The organism is Lentzea cavernae, assembly GCF_014653695.1.
Taxonomy (GTDB): Bacteria; Actinomycetota; Actinomycetes; order Mycobacteriales; family Pseudonocardiaceae; genus Lentzea; species Lentzea cavernae.
On sequence record NZ_BNAR01000004.1, the window covers coordinates 200,543 to 217,225 of the forward strand.

Annotated in this window: 16 protein-coding genes; 10 read left to right on the plus strand and 6 right to left on the minus strand. The window is 70.1% G+C overall.

Annotated features, from left to right (window positions below):
• Positions 1 to 87: 87 nt before the first annotated feature.
• The 4 genes from IE307_RS14940 to IE307_RS14955 are packed head-to-tail and all read right to left on the minus strand — an operon-like array spanning position 88 to position 4,770.
• The gene (locus IE307_RS14940) at positions 88 to 1,587 is read right to left on the minus strand and encodes a glycoside hydrolase family 36 protein (RefSeq protein ID WP_191298543.1); all 1,500 of its coding nucleotides are present in this window, start codon (positions 1,585 to 1,587) and stop codon (positions 88 to 90) included.
• Positions 1,588 to 1,611: 24 nt separating this feature from the next.
• Complete coding sequence (locus tag IE307_RS14945) at positions 1,612 to 2,955, minus strand: ABC transporter substrate-binding protein (RefSeq protein WP_191298544.1); 1,344 nt, start codon at positions 2,953 to 2,955, stop codon at positions 1,612 to 1,614.
• A gap of 19 nt (positions 2,956 to 2,974) precedes the next feature.
• The gene (locus IE307_RS14950; RefSeq protein ID WP_191298545.1) at positions 2,975 to 3,910 is read right to left on the minus strand and encodes a carbohydrate ABC transporter permease; all 936 of its coding nucleotides are present in this window, start codon (positions 3,908 to 3,910) and stop codon (positions 2,975 to 2,977) included.
• 11 nt (positions 3,911 to 3,921) lie between these two features.
• Positions 3,922 to 4,770, minus strand: a complete 849-nt coding sequence (locus tag IE307_RS14955) for a carbohydrate ABC transporter permease (protein ID WP_229904719.1) — start codon at positions 4,768 to 4,770, stop codon at positions 3,922 to 3,924.
• 256 nt (positions 4,771 to 5,026) lie between these two features.
• Here IE307_RS14955 and IE307_RS14960 point away from each other — a divergent pair, with 256 nt between their 5' ends.
• Together IE307_RS14960 and IE307_RS14965 are read left to right on the plus strand one after the other, a co-directional pair.
• Positions 5,027 to 6,994 (plus strand): DUF4832 domain-containing protein, encoded by a 1,968-nt coding sequence (locus IE307_RS14960; protein WP_191298547.1) that lies wholly within the window; start codon positions 5,027 to 5,029, stop codon positions 6,992 to 6,994.
• Between the two features lie 75 nt (positions 6,995 to 7,069).
• Positions 7,070 to 8,281, plus strand: coding sequence for a Gfo/Idh/MocA family protein (locus IE307_RS14965; RefSeq protein ID WP_191298548.1), 1,212 nt, complete (start codon positions 7,070 to 7,072; stop codon positions 8,279 to 8,281).
• A 34-nt stretch (positions 8,282 to 8,315) separates the two neighbouring features.
• On the opposite strand, the gene IE307_RS14970 is transcribed toward IE307_RS14965, so the two are convergent.
• The gene (locus tag IE307_RS14970) at positions 8,316 to 8,966 is read right to left on the minus strand and encodes an SRPBCC family protein (RefSeq protein ID WP_191298549.1); all 651 of its coding nucleotides are present in this window, start codon (positions 8,964 to 8,966) and stop codon (positions 8,316 to 8,318) included.
• Positions 8,963 to 9,334, minus strand: a complete 372-nt coding sequence (locus IE307_RS14975; RefSeq protein ID WP_191298550.1) for an ArsR/SmtB family transcription factor — start codon at positions 9,332 to 9,334, stop codon at positions 8,963 to 8,965. The genes IE307_RS14970 and IE307_RS14975 overlap by 4 nt, the downstream gene beginning before the upstream one ends.
• Positions 9,335 to 9,577: 243 nt before the next feature.
• On the opposite strand from IE307_RS14975, the gene IE307_RS14980 reads away from it, so the two are divergent.
• The 8 genes from IE307_RS14980 to IE307_RS15015 all read left to right on the plus strand — a co-directional run bounded on the left by IE307_RS14980 (position 9,578) and on the right by IE307_RS15015 (position 16,683).
• Complete coding sequence (locus IE307_RS14980; protein ID WP_191298551.1) at positions 9,578 to 10,219, plus strand: hypothetical protein; 642 nt, start codon at positions 9,578 to 9,580, stop codon at positions 10,217 to 10,219.
• The gene (locus IE307_RS14985) at positions 10,216 to 10,494 is read left to right on the plus strand and encodes a hypothetical protein (RefSeq protein WP_191298552.1); all 279 of its coding nucleotides are present in this window, start codon (positions 10,216 to 10,218) and stop codon (positions 10,492 to 10,494) included. The genes IE307_RS14980 and IE307_RS14985 overlap by 4 nt, the downstream gene beginning before the upstream one ends.
• A gap of 123 nt (positions 10,495 to 10,617) precedes the next feature.
• A complete protein-coding gene (locus IE307_RS14990; protein ID WP_191298553.1) occupies positions 10,618 to 11,262 on the plus strand; it encodes a biliverdin-producing heme oxygenase in 645 nt (214 codons plus the stop codon).
• A 175-nt stretch (positions 11,263 to 11,437) separates the two neighbouring features.
• Complete coding sequence (locus IE307_RS14995) at positions 11,438 to 12,751, plus strand: hypothetical protein (RefSeq protein WP_191298554.1); 1,314 nt, start codon at positions 11,438 to 11,440, stop codon at positions 12,749 to 12,751.
• Positions 12,752 to 12,810: 59 nt separating this feature from the next.
• Entirely contained in the window at positions 12,811 to 13,794 is a 984-nt protein-coding gene (locus IE307_RS15000) for a WxL protein peptidoglycan domain-containing protein (RefSeq protein WP_191298555.1), read from the plus strand.
• Positions 13,791 to 14,858, plus strand: a complete 1,068-nt coding sequence (locus tag IE307_RS15005) for a heme/hemin ABC transporter substrate-binding protein (RefSeq protein WP_229904720.1) — start codon at positions 13,791 to 13,793, stop codon at positions 14,856 to 14,858. Before IE307_RS15000 ends, IE307_RS15005 begins: the two co-directional genes overlap by 4 nt.
• Positions 14,855 to 15,913, plus strand: coding sequence for a FecCD family ABC transporter permease (locus tag IE307_RS15010; protein ID WP_191298556.1), 1,059 nt, complete (start codon positions 14,855 to 14,857; stop codon positions 15,911 to 15,913). The genes IE307_RS15005 and IE307_RS15010 overlap by 4 nt, the downstream gene beginning before the upstream one ends.
• Complete coding sequence (locus IE307_RS15015) at positions 15,910 to 16,683, plus strand: heme ABC transporter ATP-binding protein (protein ID WP_229904721.1); 774 nt, start codon at positions 15,910 to 15,912, stop codon at positions 16,681 to 16,683. The genes IE307_RS15010 and IE307_RS15015 overlap by 4 nt, the downstream gene beginning before the upstream one ends.

Below are 16,683 nucleotides of genomic sequence, written 5' to 3' on the forward strand. Positions count from 1 at the left end.
TCATCGCCATGCTGTGCCCCTCTGGAAAGCGCGTACCCATCGCTGAATAATGCTACGCAGTTTACTAAGTCCGGTCGCGCGCCGGGCTCAAGCGATCGGATACACCTGCTCCGCGCCGGGGTCGACCGCCGGGGTGAAGTCGGCCTCGCGGCCGTCGAGCGAGAACCGGTAGCGCCCCAGCCTGCGGACGTCGGGCCGGTGGCCGAGGTAGCGGGTCATCGCCTCCAGTTCGTCGGGACGCAGCCAGCCGGGCGGGTCCGAGACCGCGCGGAAGCCGCAGATGTCGGCCAGGTCGCGCAACCAGCTCTGCTGCCGGTCGGTGAGCAGGTTGAGACGGCTGCGGAAGTACACGACGTCCGGGTCGACTTCGAGCAACGGCGCGTGCCACAGGCGGTGCAGGGTGTTGACGACGGCGTTGCGGGCCAACGCGTCCGACGGGTCCTGGGTGGCGTAGTGGTCCCACATCGGGGCGACGTCGGGACCGCTGCGCAACCCGTCGACCAGGCCGAGCGAGGGCAGCAGCGGCGCGCCACTGCCCAGCAGGTAGGCCTCCTCCCCCGCCGCTTCACGGATCGCGCGCAGGCCGGCCTGGTACGCCTCCTCGCGGTCCACGTCGGCGAAACGGGCCCCCGCAACGGCGCCGGCCTGGAGGAAGTCGAGTTTGAGGTAGGTGAACCCCCACTCGTGGGTGACGCGGTGGATGGTCTCCCTCAGGTGTTCCTGCACCGCGCCCAGAGTGAGGTCGAGCGTGTAGTACCCGGTCCCCCAGTTGTGACCCGCGACGACCGGCGCTCCGGCGGCGTCGCGCAGCAGGAGTTCCGGTCGCGTCCGCGCGGTCTCGGAGCCGGGGTGGACGATGAACGGGGCCAGCCACAGACCGGGGCGCAGCCCCGCGTCCGTGATCCGGTCGGCCAGTGCCCTCATCCCCGAGGGGAACTTGCCGTTGGCGTGCCAGTCGCCGACCCGCTCCTCCCAGCCGTCGTCGATCTGGGCCACGTCGAACGGCAGTCCCCGCAGGGCGGTGATGTCCTTGGAGAGCTGGTCCTCGGTGATGTTCTCGTAGTAGGCGTACCAGCTGCACCACACGTTCCCGGCCCGTTTGGCGCTGTGCCCGAGGCGTGCGCCGAGGTGCTCCGCGTAGGCGGCGAAGACCTCTTCCTCGTCGCCGTGCGCGAGCAGCCACGGGGCCCCGCCGGATTCGTACCAGCCGACGAGGGTGTCCCGGTCGGCGGCGAGCCGGGGCACGCCCAGGCCCAGCGCTCCCAGGAGCAGCACCCGGCCGTCAGGTCCTTCCAGCGCCGCCACCGCCGACGAGTGGTGGCGGTGGGGGTCGTCCCACGTCGTGTCGTCCGCGGTGAGGCGGCGCTCCGCACTGGCGATGCGCAGGGGGACGTCGGACAGACGGCGCCACCCGCAGGGACTCCAGGAGTTGTGCCCGTGCCGGTAGAAGAGCGCGTCGCCGAGTCCGTGCAGGAGCGCGACCCGGCCGGGTGGCAGCAGCAGGCCTCCGTCGACGAGCCTCGGAACGGCGCTGCCCTCGAGCTCCGCGCCGAACGTGCGGCCGCCGACGGTCAGGAATTGAGCCATGGGTGTCCTCCCAGGAGATCAGGCCTACTTGAAGAGGGCGTTGACCTTGTTGTTCGCTTCCTTCAAGGCATCCGCGGCCTGGGCGTCGCCGAGGACCACGGACTGGATGGCGTCCTGCACGATCGGGTTGAGCTCGGTGCCGTGCTCGGTGACGGGCAGCAGGAAGGTGTCCTTCTTGGCCGCTTCGGTGAAGGCGTGCACGTCCCGGCCCTGGGCCTGGTGCGCGGCGTCCACCTTCTGGCTGGCGCTGGTGATGGCGGGGAACACCACGGCGCGCTGGGCGACCCGGTCCTGGCAGTCGGCGGAGCCCAGGAACTTGACCCACTTCCAGGCCTGCTCCGGGTGTTCGCTCCCGGCCCAGATCGCGTCGGACAGGCCGTTGATGGAGCTCCGGCGTCCCGACGGTCCGGCCGGCACGGGCTTGAAGGCGAACTCCTGCTTCACCTTCTCGTCGGTGAAGGTGAGGATCGTCCACGAACCGGCGATCGACATCGCGCCCTTGCCCGCGATGAGCAGTTCGGAGTTGGCCACGCTGGACTGCTTGTCGAGACGGGGTGCGTACCCCTTGTCGATCAGGCGCTTGAACCAGGAGATGGTCTCGGCGAGCTTGGGGTCGTCGTACTTGTACCGGGTGCCCCAGGGGTTCTTGTCGAGGTAGGTGAACCCGTTGGCCGCGGCGAAGACCGCCCAGCCGTTCTGCCCGTTGGCGCCGTCCGCCCACTCCGGGAGGAACCCGTAGACCGCGACGTTGTTCTTGTCGAACGCCGGGTCGAGACCGTTGCGACCACTGGTGTCCACAGTGGCCTTCGCGACCACCTGCTCGAACGTGCCGCCGTCGGCCGGGTTCCAGGTCAGGTTCTCGAGCTGCGCGGGGTCGACGCCCTGCTTGCCCAGCAGACCGGTGTTGACCACCAGCGCCATCGTGTCCCAGTCCTTGGGGAGCCCGTAGCGCTTGCCGTCCTTGACCCACACCTCGCTCAGGCCCGGCTGGTAGGCGGACAGGTCGACCCTGTCGCGCTGCACCAGAGGTTCTACGTCCAGGAGCTGGTTCTGGCTGGCGAACTGCGGGTAGTAGGTGCTCTGGTTGGTCCACACGTCGGGGGCGTCACCCGAGGCGAGCTGCGTGGTGAGGTTCTGCCAGTACTGGGCCCACGCCGTCTGCGAGATCTTGACGGTGATGTCCGGGTTGGCGGCGTGGAAGGCGTCCGCGCACTCCTGGTAGGCGGGCAGCTGCCGGTCGTCCCACAGCCAGTAGTCCAGCGTCGTCGCTCCCCCGGCGCCGTCTCCACCGCTCCCGCACGCGGCGAGGGGGACGGTGAGGGCGAGGCCGAGCAGGAGGGCGCCGACACGTCGTCGTGTGGATCGCATGGTGGGTCTACCTCTCAGGTCACTTGATGCCGGTGAAGTTCAGGGACTCGACCAGGCGGCGGCCGAGGAAGATCAGCAGTACGAGCACGGGAAGCACGGTCAGGGTCGAACCGGCCATCAACCCGGTCCAGTCGGGCTGGGTGTTGGGCGACTGCTGCTGGAAGATGCCGAGCGCGACGGTCAGCACCCTGGTCTCCTCCTGGCGGCCGGTCAGCAGCGGCCACAGGAAGTCCTTCCATGACCACACGGCGGTGGTCAGCCCGATGGTGAGCAACGGGCCGCGGCTCATCGGCAGCACGACGCGCCAGAACATGCCCCAGCCGCCCACACCGTCCAAAGTGGCCGCCTCCTCGATCTCACGCGGGATCGAGAGGAAGAACTGGCGCAGGAAGAACACCGCGAACGGGGTCATGAGCACGCTCGGGGCGACCATGCCCGCGAAGGTGTTCAGCCAGCCGAGGTTCTTCACGAGCACGAAGTTGGGCAGCAGGGTGAAGATCGGCGGCACCATGAGCGCGGCGATCAGCACGCCGAAGACCAGGTCCCTGCCGGGAAAGCGGAGCCGGGCGAAGGCGTAACCGGCCATCGCGCAGCACATCGTCTGCACGACCGTGATCAGTCCGCAGTAGACGAACGAGTTGAGCAGGTAGCGCAGGAAGTCGACCTTCGCCCCGGACCCGCCCGCCGCCCGCGCCTCCTGCTGGCTCGTCAGCCCGAGCACCCGCAGGAAGTTGATCATCGTGGGGTTCTCCGGCAGCAGGCCGACGCCGTCGGTGTACAGGTCGGCGGCGGGTGTGAGCGCGGTGCGGACCATCCAGTAGAACGGGAAGATCGTCGCCACCGCGGCCACGGCCAGCAGCGCCCAGGCGGCGATCCGGCCCAACGGGATCCGACCTGACGGGTTCCGGCTCAACGGGATCCCTGTGGCCGGGGTCCGGGTGCGAGCGGGTGTCATCGGCGCACTCCTCATGCCAGGTCCGAGCGGGAAGCGCGCAGCAGCCGCATCTGCACGGCGGTCAGCACCCCGAGCAGCAGAGCGAGCACCACGGCGATGGCGGAGGCGTAGCCCATCCGGAAGTTCGTGAACGCCTGTTCGTAGATGTAGAAGTAGATGACCCTGGTGGCGCCGACCGGCCCGCCCTTGGTGGTCACCGCGATGGTGTCGAAGATCTGGAACGAGCCGATCAGGGACACCACCAGCACCAGGGCGAGCACCGGGCGCAGCAGCGGCAGGGTGATCCGGGTGAACATCCGCCACTCGCCGGCACCGTCCAGGGAGGCGCTTTCGTACAGGTAGCGGGGAATCTGCAGCATGCCCGCGTACAGCAGCAGAGCCGTGTAACCGGTGTAGGCCCAGGTGTTGATGCCCGCGACGGTGGGCATCGCCCACGTCGGCGAGGTGAGGAAGCCGGTGGTGCCGAGCCCCACCGCGCGCAGGACGTGGTTGACGAAGCCGATGTTGGCGTCGAGCATCCACATCCACAGCAGCCCCACGGTGACGTTGGGGACCAGCCAGGGCACCAGGAGCATCGCGCGGATCGCCACCGACTGGGTCAGGCGGTGCATCAACGTGGCGAGGGCGAGTGCCAGCACGGTCTGCGAGACGATGTTCAGCACGACGTAGTAGCCGGTGACCTCGAGCGCGTTCCAGAACTTGTCGTCGTCCACGAGGTCGCGGTAGTTCTCCGCACCCACGAGGTTCGGCGCGGCCAACATGCCGTAGTCGGTGAGCGAGTAGTAGACGCCCAGCACCGTCGGGTAGGCGTAGAACAGCGCGAAGCCCACCAGCACCGGCGCCAGGAACAACCACGCCACTTTGCGGTCGTCGCGTCGCCGTGGTCTCCCGACGGGCTCGCCGGTGCCCGCGAACACTTCGCGATCATCACGGTGCCGTGGTGTCGCGGTCTTGCTGGCGACCATGAACGCGCCTCCGCATCAGGGCCTTCGCGCCTCACCTCTTGCCAGTGGGGCGCTGTTGCTACATATTGATGAGGAATAGTGAAACTTTGTCAATCCTCAAGCGGAACTATTTGGACCCTGCAGCTCTCCTAGTCCCCCTGGAGGTCGCACCATGTCCACAGCCATGTCCAAGCGCGGGAAGTTGGTGGCCGCGTTGTGCGCCGCGGCTGTCGCTCTACTGCCCTCCGCGATGCCCGGCCTCACCCACGCCGCGGACGTGTCCGCACAGGGCGTTCCGGCCCGCCCCGCACCCGGCCCCTCCCCGGATCCGAGCCTGCCCGCCCACGCCCTCGCCACCGCCGACGCACCGCTCGACAACCCGCTCAAGGGGTTCGCCCGCTTCCTGCAGCCGGGCGTCGACCCGAACGCCGGCTACCCGCTCTCGCTGACCTGGGCCTACTTCGGCCTGTCCGAGGTCATGACGGACCCGAACAACTGCTCCAGCTACAACTGGAGCATCGTGGACAACGCGCTCAACACGATCGCGGCGGCGGGCAACCACGCGGCGATCCGCCTGTACATGGAGTATCCCGGCGGCGGCACGGGCACCCATCCCGGCAACGCCGTCCCCGCGTGCTTCAACGGCCAGGTTCCCATGCGGCACAACGCCTACTGGGACACCACGAGCCCGGACTACGACAACCCGTTCCTGATGAACGGGCTCAAGAACTTCATCACCGCGTTCGGCGCCCGCTACGACGGCGACCCGCGGCTCGGCTACATCCACCTGGGACTGATCGGGTTGTGGGGTGAGTGGCACACCTGGCCCTACGACACCGACACGTCGGGCGACACCTACCCCAACTACATGCCCACCAACGCGAACGCCGCCGACATCCTCAACACCTACAACCGCGCGTTCACCCGCACCAGGCTCGAACTGCGCTACGCGGACAACGCGGGCGGTGCCGCCAACACCCTGCCGCGCATCGGGTACCACGACGACTCGTTCTGCTACCGCGAAGCCGGTCAGGGCGTGACGCTGCCGATCTCCATGGGCGGCGCGCCCTGGGCCCAGTTGCAGAAGGCCCTGGAGAACGGTGTGGAGAACCGGTGGACCACGGCCTCGATGGGCGGCGAGGTCCGGCCCGAGATCCAGTCGGTCGCGTTCGCCAACTGGCCCGGCGGCTCCGGCCCCGTCGACAACATGAAAGCGTGCATCGAGCTCGAGCACACCACGTGGAAGATCAACGAGCGCAGCCTGGAGTACTCCCCCAGCGATCCCAACGTGGCCGCGGCCGTCCGGTTGATGGGCTACAACCTCACCGTCCGCAACGCCTACTTCCACAACACGGCGCAGGGCACCACCAAGGTCGGAGTGCAGATCGACAACACCGGCGTGGCCCCGTTCTACTACCCCTGGACCATGAGCCTCGGCTTGAAGGACGCGGCCGGCAACGTGGTCAGGACGTGGGACACCTCCTGGGACCTGCGGGAGGTCCAGCCCACCCGCATCCGCGCCTTCCCCGACTGGGGAGTCGGCGCCGACCCGACGTACCGGGACTTCGGCCACGCCCGGTACTTCGACGCCCCGGTGGATCTCAACGGCCTGAACACCGGCAACTACCGGCTCGTGCTGAAGGCCAAGAACCCCCTGGAAGCGATCAACGCCAACGCCAAGAAGCTGCGCTTCGCCAACGCGGGCCAGAACCCCGACGGGTGGCTCGACCTCGGTGCGATGACCGTCGGCGCCGGCCAGTCCCAGAGGAGCTACGAGGCCGAAGCCTCGGGCAACACGCTGGCAGGAGGCGCCGTCACCAGCGCGTGCGGCGGATGTTCCGGCGGCACCAAGGTCGGCTACATCGGCAACGGCGGCACCCTGAGGTTCAACAACGTCGACGGCGGCACCGGCGGCACGCGCACCGTGACCCTGCACTACGCCACCCAGGAGTCCCGCTCCGCCCGGATCCAGGCCAACGCCCTGGCGCCGCAGACCGTCAGCTTCCCGCCCACCCCGGACTGGGTCACGCCGAAGACCACCACCGTGTCGGTGACCCTCAGTGCAGGCCAGGGGAACACCATCACCCTCTCGAACCCCTCCGGCTGGGCACCGGACATCGACAAGATCACCGTGAGCTGACCACGGGCGGCCCGGGGCAGCTGAGCCCCGGGCCGCGTTCCACTCCACCATCGGCGCCGTGCGGAAGGCTTTTCCATGACCACCAACACTCCCGATGACCTCCGTCTCGGCGTCCTCGGTTACGGGCTTCGCGGTTCGATCGCCCTCACCGCCCACCGCCCCGGCGCGGGCAGCCGGGTCGTCGCACTCGCCGAGCACGACGCGGCCGCGCGGGCGGAAGCGGGCCAGGCCTTCCCCGGCGCGTTGATCACCGCCGACCACCGGGAGGTCATCGAGTCCCCGGACGTGGACGCCGTCGTGGTCCTCACCCCCGACCACACCCACTGCGATCTCGCGTGCCAGGTCCTCAAGGCGGGCAAGCCCGTCTTCGTCGAGAAGCCGCTGGACATCTCGATCGAACGGTGCGACGAACTGCTGCGCACCGCCTACGAGACCGGCAGCCGCCTCTACGTCGGGCACAACATGCGGCACATGCCCGTGGTCCGCCTGATGCGCGACATCATCACGCGGGGCGAGATCGGCCAGGTCAAAACGGTGTGGGTGCGGCACTTCGTCGGTTCCGGCGGCGACTACTACTTCAAGGACTGGCACGCCGAACGCCGTTACACCAACGGACTGCTGCTGCAGAAGGCCAGCCACGACCTCGACGTCCTGCACTGGCTCGCGAACGGCTACAGCCGGCAGGTGCAGGCCTTCGGAGACCTGATGGTCTACGGCGACAACCCGCACCGTCGCCCTCCCGGCGAGCCCAAGCACGCGGACTGGCACAACGAGAACGGCAACTGGCCGCCGCACACCCAGCGCGGGCTCAACCCCGTCATCGACGTCGAGGACGTGTCACTGGTGAACCTGCGCCTGGACAACGGAGTGCTGGCCGCCTACCAGCAATGCCACTTCACCCCGGACTACTGGCGCAACTACACCGTCATCGGCGACGCCGGCCGCCTCGAGAACTTCGGCGACGGACCCGGCGCGGTGGTGAAGGTGTGGAACTCCCGCCGCGCCTGCTACAGCGACCAGGCCGACGCCCAGTACCTCGTGCCGGACGCAGAGGACGACGACGGGCACGGCGGCGCCGACCCGCTCCTGATCGACGAGTTCCTGCGGTTCGCGCGAGAAGGCGGCGTCACGGACACCTCCCCCGTGGCCGCCCGCATGGCCGTCGCGGCCGGGGTGCGGGCCACCGAGTCCCTCCGCGCCGGCGGCGTCCCGCACGAGGTGCCGGATCTCGCCCCGGAGTTGGTGTCCTACTTCGAAAGCGGGCAGGACACGTCGGCGCGGCCGTAGCTCGAACCGGGTTTCCGGCGTGGCGGGGTGCGCCTCACCGCGCCTTCGGCTCGGGGGCGTAGAACGCCGCGGTGGCCTCCACCGCGGCCGCCACGTGATCCGGATCGCCGCCTGCGGCGAGGTGAGCCTCACCCCACGCCGCGGCGCTGCGCCGAACGAACTCCCGCCCCTCGGGCGAGGCAGGGAACTCGTCGTGGTCGAGAATCCCGCCGTCGGCCAGGAAACGAGTCAGCGCGAGGAGGTGCAGGTCCCAGCCCACACCGCCGGCGCCGGGGCCGTAGGTCGGGAACATCGGCTCGCCGACGGCCGCCGCGTGGACCAGTTCGAACACGGTGTCCCCGGCAAGGCCTGGGGACAGCCGCACCTCGACCTCGCTCGTGCCCGGCCACTCGTCGGCTTCCGGCCCGAAGAGCCAGGACACCCGCAGCAGCCGCGGCGGGTCGCACCGGAGGACCTCCCCGTGTTCACCGCCGTCCAACTGGAACGACCCGCCCAGCCGGAGGTCACCGGTGACCGGCTTCAGCCAGCGGCCCAGCCGCTCGGGGTCGGTGATGGCGTTCCACACGTCCTCGACCGGCGCGTCGTAGCGACGCCGCAACTCCATCGTGTACGCGTCGCCCGCGGGCAACGCCGCTGTTCCCATCGCCCGGCGCGCAGCGGCCAGTTCGTCGAGCACGTCCTTCATGTTCTTCCCCTCTCAGACGGATCGGCCTCGTCGTCACCTGCGGTCCGGGACGCGCGCCGGCCGCGGGCGAGCTCAGTGCCCAGGGCGTCGAGCCGCTGGTTCCAGAACCCGCGAAACCGGTCCAGCCACACGTCGACCTCGCTCAGCGGCGAGGCGTCAACGGCGTAGAACCGGCGAGCCCCCTCTGCCCGGACCGACGCGAATCCGCTCTCACGAAGAACGCGGAGGTGCTGGGAGACAGCCGGTTGGGACAGTGCGAACTCGGCCCGGATCACCTCCGTGATCGCACCCGAGGTCTGCTCGCCGTCGGCGAGCAGTTCGAGGATGCGCCGGCGCACCGGGTCACCGAGGACGTCGAACGCGTTCACGGCGGGAATCGTATCAAGCACGACTTATATAAGCCAGCGCTGGCATCACGCCGCTCGCCGTCCACCGCGGCTCCGAGCCGCGTTTCCCCAGATGGGAGGACCGGCCACAAATGGCCGGTCGCTGGCCTGGCTCCGGCGTGCCGCCCCGCCCTGTGATGACCGCGAACGTGGTGTCCCAGGAAGGGGAACGAGATGTCAACGGCCACTCCCGCGGCGCAGGAGCGAGAACGCAGACTGCGGTTGGTGCGACTGGTGGAGGTCCTGGCCGCTGTCGGCGCGATCACAGCACTGGTCGCCGGCGGCTACCTGGCCGAGGAGTTCGGGACCGGCCCGGCACTGGCGATGGTCAGCGGCCTCGCACTGCTGGTGACCGCGTCGCTCACGGCCCGGCGGATCCGGCGGAAGGTGCGGTACCGCGTCGACCGGCCGAACTCGACCGCGTGGCTGGCGGGGAAGATCGCCGCGGTGTTCGTAGGCGGCGCTGTCGTCGTCTACGTCGCGTGGGCGCTGGAAGTCCCGTCGTTGCCGCGCAGCCTGGTCGTGTTCGCCCTCATCGGCTCGCTGCTGGCCGTCGTGAACCAGCACGCCGCCCGGTGGACGCTGCTGCAGATCGACGCGACAGGGGTCAAGCTGGGCCGGACCCACCTGCCGTGGCCTGCCGTGGCACGGCTCGACCTGGCCGGTGCGGCACCGGGCCTCGTGGAGGCCGGCGTCCGGCTCGCGCCGGGGCACGTCGCCGGCGACGACGCGGTGCGGGGCACCGTGCTCACCGATCTCCCGGCCACCACGGCGATTCCCGCCGCGGCGGCCGACGCGGACCGGATCCGGCAGGCCGTCGCCGAGTTCGGCGACCGTCCCGTCGAGGTCGTGGTGAGGACGCCGTGACCAGCGGTCCGGAACGGTCGCGGCAGGCCGCCCGCGAGGCGGCGGACGATCCCCGGCTCTACGGAGCCACGCTCGACCCGGTGTACGCCGACCACTTGTGCGGCATGGACGTACCTGCCGGCATCAAGCGCGGCCGCCGCCGCGGCGAGGTGGTCCTCACCGCCGCCGCCGTCGCCTACCTGCAGCAGCTCCCGGTCGGATGGGACTGCCACGTCGACGCCGGCAGGAGGCGCATCTACTTCGAGGGGGGACCTCACCCGTTGAACCAGCTGTGAGTCGCCGAGTCGCGCAGGACCGGGAGCTGATCACTCCACGTGAGCGGCCTGTCCGAAAAGTCGCTCTGGCCCGAACCTCGCTCCCACCCTTAATTTAGGTTAGGCATACTTAAGAGGGTGGGGATGACTGCACTGGACGAGAGCTTCGCCGCCCGCTTGCGAGCGGGCACCCGGCAGGAACACGAGCACGCGGAGCGGTCGGAGTTCGTCGAGGCGCTGCTGAACGGCAGGCTGGAGCTCGACGCCTACGCCGATCTGCTGGGACAGAGCCATCTGTTCTACAGCGTCCTGGAGCAGGCGAGCGACCACTGGAAGAACGATCCGCTGGTGGGCGGGTTCGCCATCAGCGGCCTGGCCCGGCGGGAACCCCTCCGCCGGGATCTGACCCACCTGCTGGGCCACGACTGGCAAACCCGCCTCACCGCACTCCCCTCCACCCAGTCCTATGTGGACCGTTTGCACGAGGTGTGCTTCACGAAACGCGAAGCATGGGTGGCGCACCACTACACGCGCTACCTCGGCGACCTCTCCGGCGGCCAGGTCATCCGCAGGAAGATGCAGGAGATCTACGGCCTGCACGAGGACGGCGTGCGCTTCTACCGGTTCGACGAGGTGGCGAAGCCCAAACCGTTCCGCAACCACTACCGCGCCCTTCTCGACACCACCCCCTGGACCGAGACCGAGCGCGACGACCTGGTCGAGGAGACCAACAGGGCGTTCCGCCTCAACCGAGCCGTCTTCGCGGACCTCGCCGCGAAGCACCTCTGACCGCACCGGAAGCCAACGAGCCTGTCCCGCAAGGGTGTCTGCACCGCAGGCACCCTTGGTCGGCGTGCGCCTGAAGTCCTTTGTAGACAGTGAGATGCAGGTCGCACTACCGTCGTCCGGAATGGGAAGTTAGGGTTGCCTAGCCTAAGTCGGCCCCATGCATCGGAGTGAAGTCATGCAAAGACCGCAAGCCGCGAGAGCCGTCGCCGCGGGAGCAGCGGCGCTGCTCGCGGCCACCGTGTTCGGCGCGCCCAGCGCCTCCGCCGCGCCCGAGACCGTCACGAACGCCACGTTCGTCTGGGGTCTCAACGGTTACGCCCAGATCGGCATCTTCGGTCCGTGGTCGTACAAGAACCTGACCGGCAACGCCTCGGTGCTGCAGGGTTCGGTCTCCGGCGGCAGCCAGACCGAGTACTCCGTCAGCCCGGCCCCGGCGACGTCCATGCCGGTGTCCTCGCCGCAGAAGACCCCGAACGCCGTCAAGTTCACCGGCGGCACGGGCACCGTGGACCCGGCGACCGGTGCCGGCGCCCTGTCGTTCACCGGCAGCTACACCGTCAACGCCTACCCCGCGCAGTTCAACGCGCCCGACGAGGTCTACAGCAACCCCGTGGTGACCGTGGCCGCGGACGGTTCCGGTTCGCTCAGCGCGGAGTTCAGCCTCGGCGCCGGTGTCGACATCGGCGGCAACCCCACCGCGCCGCAGAACTTCGGCAGGCTGACCCTCGTCACCTACGACGCGGGCTCCCTGTCGAACCTCGGCTCGACCGGCTACCGCGTCACGCCCGACTACCAGGGTGTCCAGGTGGACGTCGCCGACGGCTCGGCCCAGGTGCGCGAGTGCGCCAGCGGGTGGGGTTCGTGGGCTCCCCAGTTCGTCAACACCGTGCCGTCCTCCATCCGCCCCCACTTCTACTCGACGGGCTGCGGCGGCAACCAGAACTACAAGCCCGCGCTTCCGTTCGACGTCGGCTACTCGGTCGCGGTCACGCCGGAACCGTCGAACACCGACCAGAGCCTCCGGGTGACCCTTCCCGAGACGGTCGAGCCCGGCGAGTTCGTGTGGACGATCGACGGCGGCAACGGCCTGGTCAACCTCGGCACGGCCGAGCGCGCGGGTGACCACTTCCTGGCCGCGGGCACGATCAACCCCGTCCGCGTCACCGACACGCGCGCCGGTTCGCCCGTGTGGTCGGTGTCGGCCCAGGTGAGCGACTTCTCGGCAGCGGGCAAGTCGTTCGACGGCAAGTACCTCGGCTGGACCCCGAACGTCACCGAGAACACCGGTGGCGCCGTGGCCGGCACCCGGACGGTCTCCGGCTTCGACGGCGGCCAGGGCCTCAAGCAGTCCGCGACGCTGGGCAGCGCTCCCCTGGACCACGCGTCCGGCTCGGCGCTGCTCGGTGCCGCTCTGGAGCTCAAGGTCCCGCTGAACGTCGCGGAGTCGGGGACGTACGACGCGACCCTCACCCTGACCGCTCTGAGCTGATCCCGTGCGTGGGCACCGTTGCACGGTGTCCACGCCCATCTCCCCCGACTGGACCCGCCATGCTCCGCTTCCTCGCCGCGTGCGCCGCGATCGTGCTGGCACTCCTCGGCCTCCCCGGCACGGCCCACGCCCAGAACGTCACCTGGGGTGTCCGGCCGGCCGACTCCGCGCTGGGCGAGAAACGGCCGAACTTCTCCTACTCCGTCGCCCCCGGTGCCGTGCTCACCGATGCGCTGGCGGTGAGCAACCACGAGAAGCGCGCGCTCACGTTCGCCGTGTACGCCGCCGACGCCTTCACCACCTCGTCGGGGCAACTGGACCTCAAGGCGGCCGGGGAACCGTCGACCGGCGCAGGCTCGTGGGCGGCCTTCGAGGCACCTGCCGTGACCGTCCCGGCAGGACAGACGGTCGCCGTGCCCTTCACCGTGACGGTGCCCGCCGACGCCACCCCCGGAGACCACAGCGGCGGCGTGATCACCTCCATCAGGGTGGAGGCCGAGACCGGCATCACCGTCGACCGGCGGCTGGGGTCGAGGATGCACCTCCGGGTCGCGGGAGCGCTCTCCCCCGCCGTCGAGATCCGGGACGTCGCGGTCCACTACGACGGCACGCCGAACCCCGTCGGAAAGGGCACCGCACGGGTCGAGTACACGGTGGTCAACACCGGCAACGTCCGGCTGACCGCCTCCCACTCCCTGCGCATGCGGGGGATGTTCGGCTGGTTCGCCGCCGACGCCCGGACCGAGCCGATCCCGGAACTCCTCCCCGGCGAGCGCGTCGTCAGGACGGCCTCCGCGGCGATGCCGCCCTCGGGCAGGGTGTCCGCCGAGATCACCGTGACACCGGCCGTCGCGGGCGGCGCCGAGCTGAAGCCGGTGACCGCGACTCCGGGCACGCTCGCGCTGCCGTGGTCCGCCGCCGTCTGCCTGCTCCTCGTCGTCTGCCTCGTGCTCGCACTCCGCGCTCGCGCCAAGGCCCGTGCGGCTCTGGAACAACAACGCATCGACGCGGCGGTCGCCGCCGCGCTGAAGAAGGAAGCATGATGCGCGCCCTGTCGCTGGTGGTGGCACTGGTCCTGCTCGCCGCGTGTTCGAGCCCGCCGGGCGGTGCGCGCGACGCCGCGAGCCAGGCCGGTGACCGCCCTCCGCTCTCGGAGCTGACCCCGATCGCCGACCCCAGGACCCACGAGGGACCGACGACGGCGCTGGTCGCGAACAACGACGTCGTCCCGATCGACCGGCCCACGCCGGCGCTTCCCGTGACCGTCACGGACAACCAGGACACCGTCGTCACGGTCACCTCGGCCGATCGCGTCCTCGCCCTGGACATCTCCGGCACGCTGGCCGCCACGGTGTTCGGGCTGGGCCTGGGAGACCGCGTGGTGGGCAGGGACACCTCGACGGGCTTCCCGTCCGCACGGCACCTCCCCCTGGTGACCGTGAACGGCCATCAGCTCAACGCCGAGGCGCTGATGAGCCTGCGTCCCACCGTCGTTCTCACCGACACCACGCTCGGGCCGTGGGACGCGGTGCTGCAACTACGTGACGCGGGAGTTCCGGTCGTCGTCCTCGACCCCAAGCGGGGGCTGGAGAACAACGCGCCCATCGTGCGCACGGTCGCCGCGGCGCTCGGCGTGCCCGCCACCGGCGAGAAACTGGTGCGGCGCATGGACTCCGAGATCACCACCACCATCGCCCAGATCGACCGGCTGGCACCGGACGAGCAGGAGCGCAAGCCGAGGGTGGTCTTCCTCTACCTGCGCGGTCAGGCGGGCATCTACTACCTGTTCGGCAAGGGGTCGGGCGCCGACGCGCTGATCCAGTCCCTCGGCGCGGTCGACGTCGCCACCGAGGCGGGCCTGGAGGGGATGCGGCCGATCAACCCCGAGGCGCTCGCCAAGGCGAGACCGGACGTGATCCTGCTGATGACCGGCGGCCTGAAGTCCGTGGGCGGGGTGGACAACATGCAGTCCGTGCCCGGTGTCGCGCAGACCCCCGCCGCGCAACGCAAGCGGTTCGTCGACATGGACGACACCGCCGTGCTCGGTTTCGGGCCCCAGACCGCCGCCGTGCTCGACGGCCTGGCCCGGGCTCTGTACGCGCCATGACCGCCGACATCGCCGTCAGGCTCGGCAACGCGCGTGAACACCGCCGCACGAAGGTGATCGCGTTGTTCGCCGGGCTGACCGCCGCACTGGTGATCGTGTCGATCGCCTCGGCGGGAGCCGGGCAGTACGGGATGCCGGTGACGGACGTCCTGCGCGCGCTCACCGGCCAGGAGCTCGCTGACCCGTACGCGGAGGGCGTGCTGTGGTCGGTCCGCTTCCCGCGCGTCGTCATGTCGCTCCTGGTGGGAGCGACGCTCGGCGTCTGCGGGGCGCTGATGCAGGGAACGTTCGGCAACCCCCTGGCCGAACCCGGTGTCGTCGGAGTGGCCTCCGGCGCGGCGGTCGGGGCCTGCGTGTCGATCGTGTTCGGCTTGACGTTCCTCGGCGCCTTCACCACGCCCGGCATCGCGTTCGCCACCGGGCTGATCACCACCCTGTCGGTGTACGCGCTCTCACGCTCGAACGGCAGGACCGGCACCGTGTCGATGATCCTCACCGGCGTCGCCGTCAACGCGGTGGCGGGAGCGCTCGTCGCCCTGCTCATGTTCGTCGGCGACCAGTCGGCACGCGAGCAGATCGTGTTCTGGCAACTGGGTTCCGTCGCGGGCGCGCGGTGGCCGTACGTCTGGGTCGTGCTCCCGCTCGCCGCCCTCACCGCGCTCGTCGCCCTCGCCACCGCTCGCAGACTCGACCTGCTCTCGCTCGGCGACCGGCAGGCGAGGCACCTCGGCGTGAACGTCGAGCGGGTGCGGCTGGTCGTCACCTGCGCCGTGGCGGTGGGGGTGTCCGCCGCCGTGTCCTACGCCGGCATCATCGCGTTCGTCGGCCTGGTCGTGCCGCACCTGGTGCGCATCGTGATGGGACCGGGTCACCTGGTGCTCGTGCCCGCGAGCCTGCTCGGCGGCGCCGTTCTGCTCGCCTCCGCCGACCTGCTCGCCCGCACCGTCGTGTCCTACGCGGACCTGCCCATCGGCATGGTCACCGCGCTGGTCGGCGGTCCGTTCTTCTTCTGGCTGCTGCGCAGGACCAGGACGACGGCCGGAGGATGGGCGTGATCAACGCGGTGGACGTGAGCGTGCGGATCGGGGGCAGCCTGCTGGTCGACCGGGTGTCCCTCCAGCTCCACGCGGGCGAGGTCCTCGTCCTGGTGGGCCCGAACGGAGCGGGCAAGTCGACCTTGCTGGCCGCGATGGCGGGCGACCTGCCACCGTCCACTGGGGACGTTCTGCTCGACGGGGTGTCCCTGGCCAGGTGGCGGCACGTCGACGCGGCTCGGCGCAGAGCCGTGCTGCCCCAGCACAACCCGGTCGCGTTCCCGTTCGACGTCCGCTCGGTCGTCGAGATGGGCAGGGCTCCCTGGCAGGGAACCCCGGAGGAGGACGAGGACGACGACGTCGTCACGACCGCGCTGCGGGACACCGGGGTCGAGCACCTGGCGGACCGCGCCCACCCGACGCTGTCGGGCGGAGAGCAGGCGAGGGTCGCGCTGGCCCGGGTGCTCGCGCAGAGCACCCCGGTGCTGCTGCTGGACGAACCGACGGCGGCGCTGGACCTGCGGCACCAGGAGCTGGTGCTGTCCCTCGCACGCCGTCGAGCGCGGGACGGGGGCGCGGTGCTGGTCGTGCTGCACGACCTGACCCTGGCGGCGGCGCACGCCGACCGCGTGGCGGTCCTCGACGGCGGCGCGCTCGTCGCCACCGGCCCGCCGCAGGACGTCTGCACGGCGGAACTGCTCAGCGACGTCTACCGCCACCCCGTCGAGGTCTTCCCGCACCCGCGCACAGGGATGCCCGTCGTACTGCCCGTGCGCTCCAGAGAGGAATGA

Excerpts from the sequence above, each read along its gene's own strand:
- IE307_RS14940 (WP_191298543.1), bottom strand. The coding sequence starts at position 1,587 with ATGGCTCAATTCCTGACCGTCGGCGGCCGCACGTTCGGCGCGGAGCTC.
- IE307_RS14945 (WP_191298544.1), bottom strand. The coding sequence starts at position 2,955 with ATGCGATCCACACGACGACGTGTCGGCGCCCTCCTGCTCGGCCTCGCC.
- IE307_RS14950 (WP_191298545.1), bottom strand. The coding sequence starts at position 3,910 with ATGACACCCGCTCGCACCCGGACCCCGGCCACAGGGATCCCGTTGAGC.
- IE307_RS14960 (WP_191298547.1), top strand. The coding sequence starts at position 5,027 with ATGTCCACAGCCATGTCCAAGCGCGGGAAGTTGGTGGCCGCGTTGTGC.
- IE307_RS14965 (WP_191298548.1), top strand. The coding sequence starts at position 7,070 with ATGACCACCAACACTCCCGATGACCTCCGTCTCGGCGTCCTCGGTTAC.
- IE307_RS14970 (WP_191298549.1), bottom strand. The coding sequence starts at position 8,966 with ATGAAGGACGTGCTCGACGAACTGGCCGCTGCGCGCCGGGCGATGGGA.
- IE307_RS14990 (WP_191298553.1), top strand. The coding sequence starts at position 10,618 with ATGACTGCACTGGACGAGAGCTTCGCCGCCCGCTTGCGAGCGGGCACC.
- IE307_RS14995 (WP_191298554.1), top strand. The coding sequence starts at position 11,438 with ATGCAAAGACCGCAAGCCGCGAGAGCCGTCGCCGCGGGAGCAGCGGCG.
- IE307_RS15000 (WP_191298555.1), top strand. The coding sequence starts at position 12,811 with ATGCTCCGCTTCCTCGCCGCGTGCGCCGCGATCGTGCTGGCACTCCTC.
- IE307_RS15005 (WP_229904720.1), top strand. The coding sequence starts at position 13,791 with ATGATGCGCGCCCTGTCGCTGGTGGTGGCACTGGTCCTGCTCGCCGCG.
- IE307_RS15010 (WP_191298556.1), top strand. The coding sequence starts at position 14,855 with ATGACCGCCGACATCGCCGTCAGGCTCGGCAACGCGCGTGAACACCGC.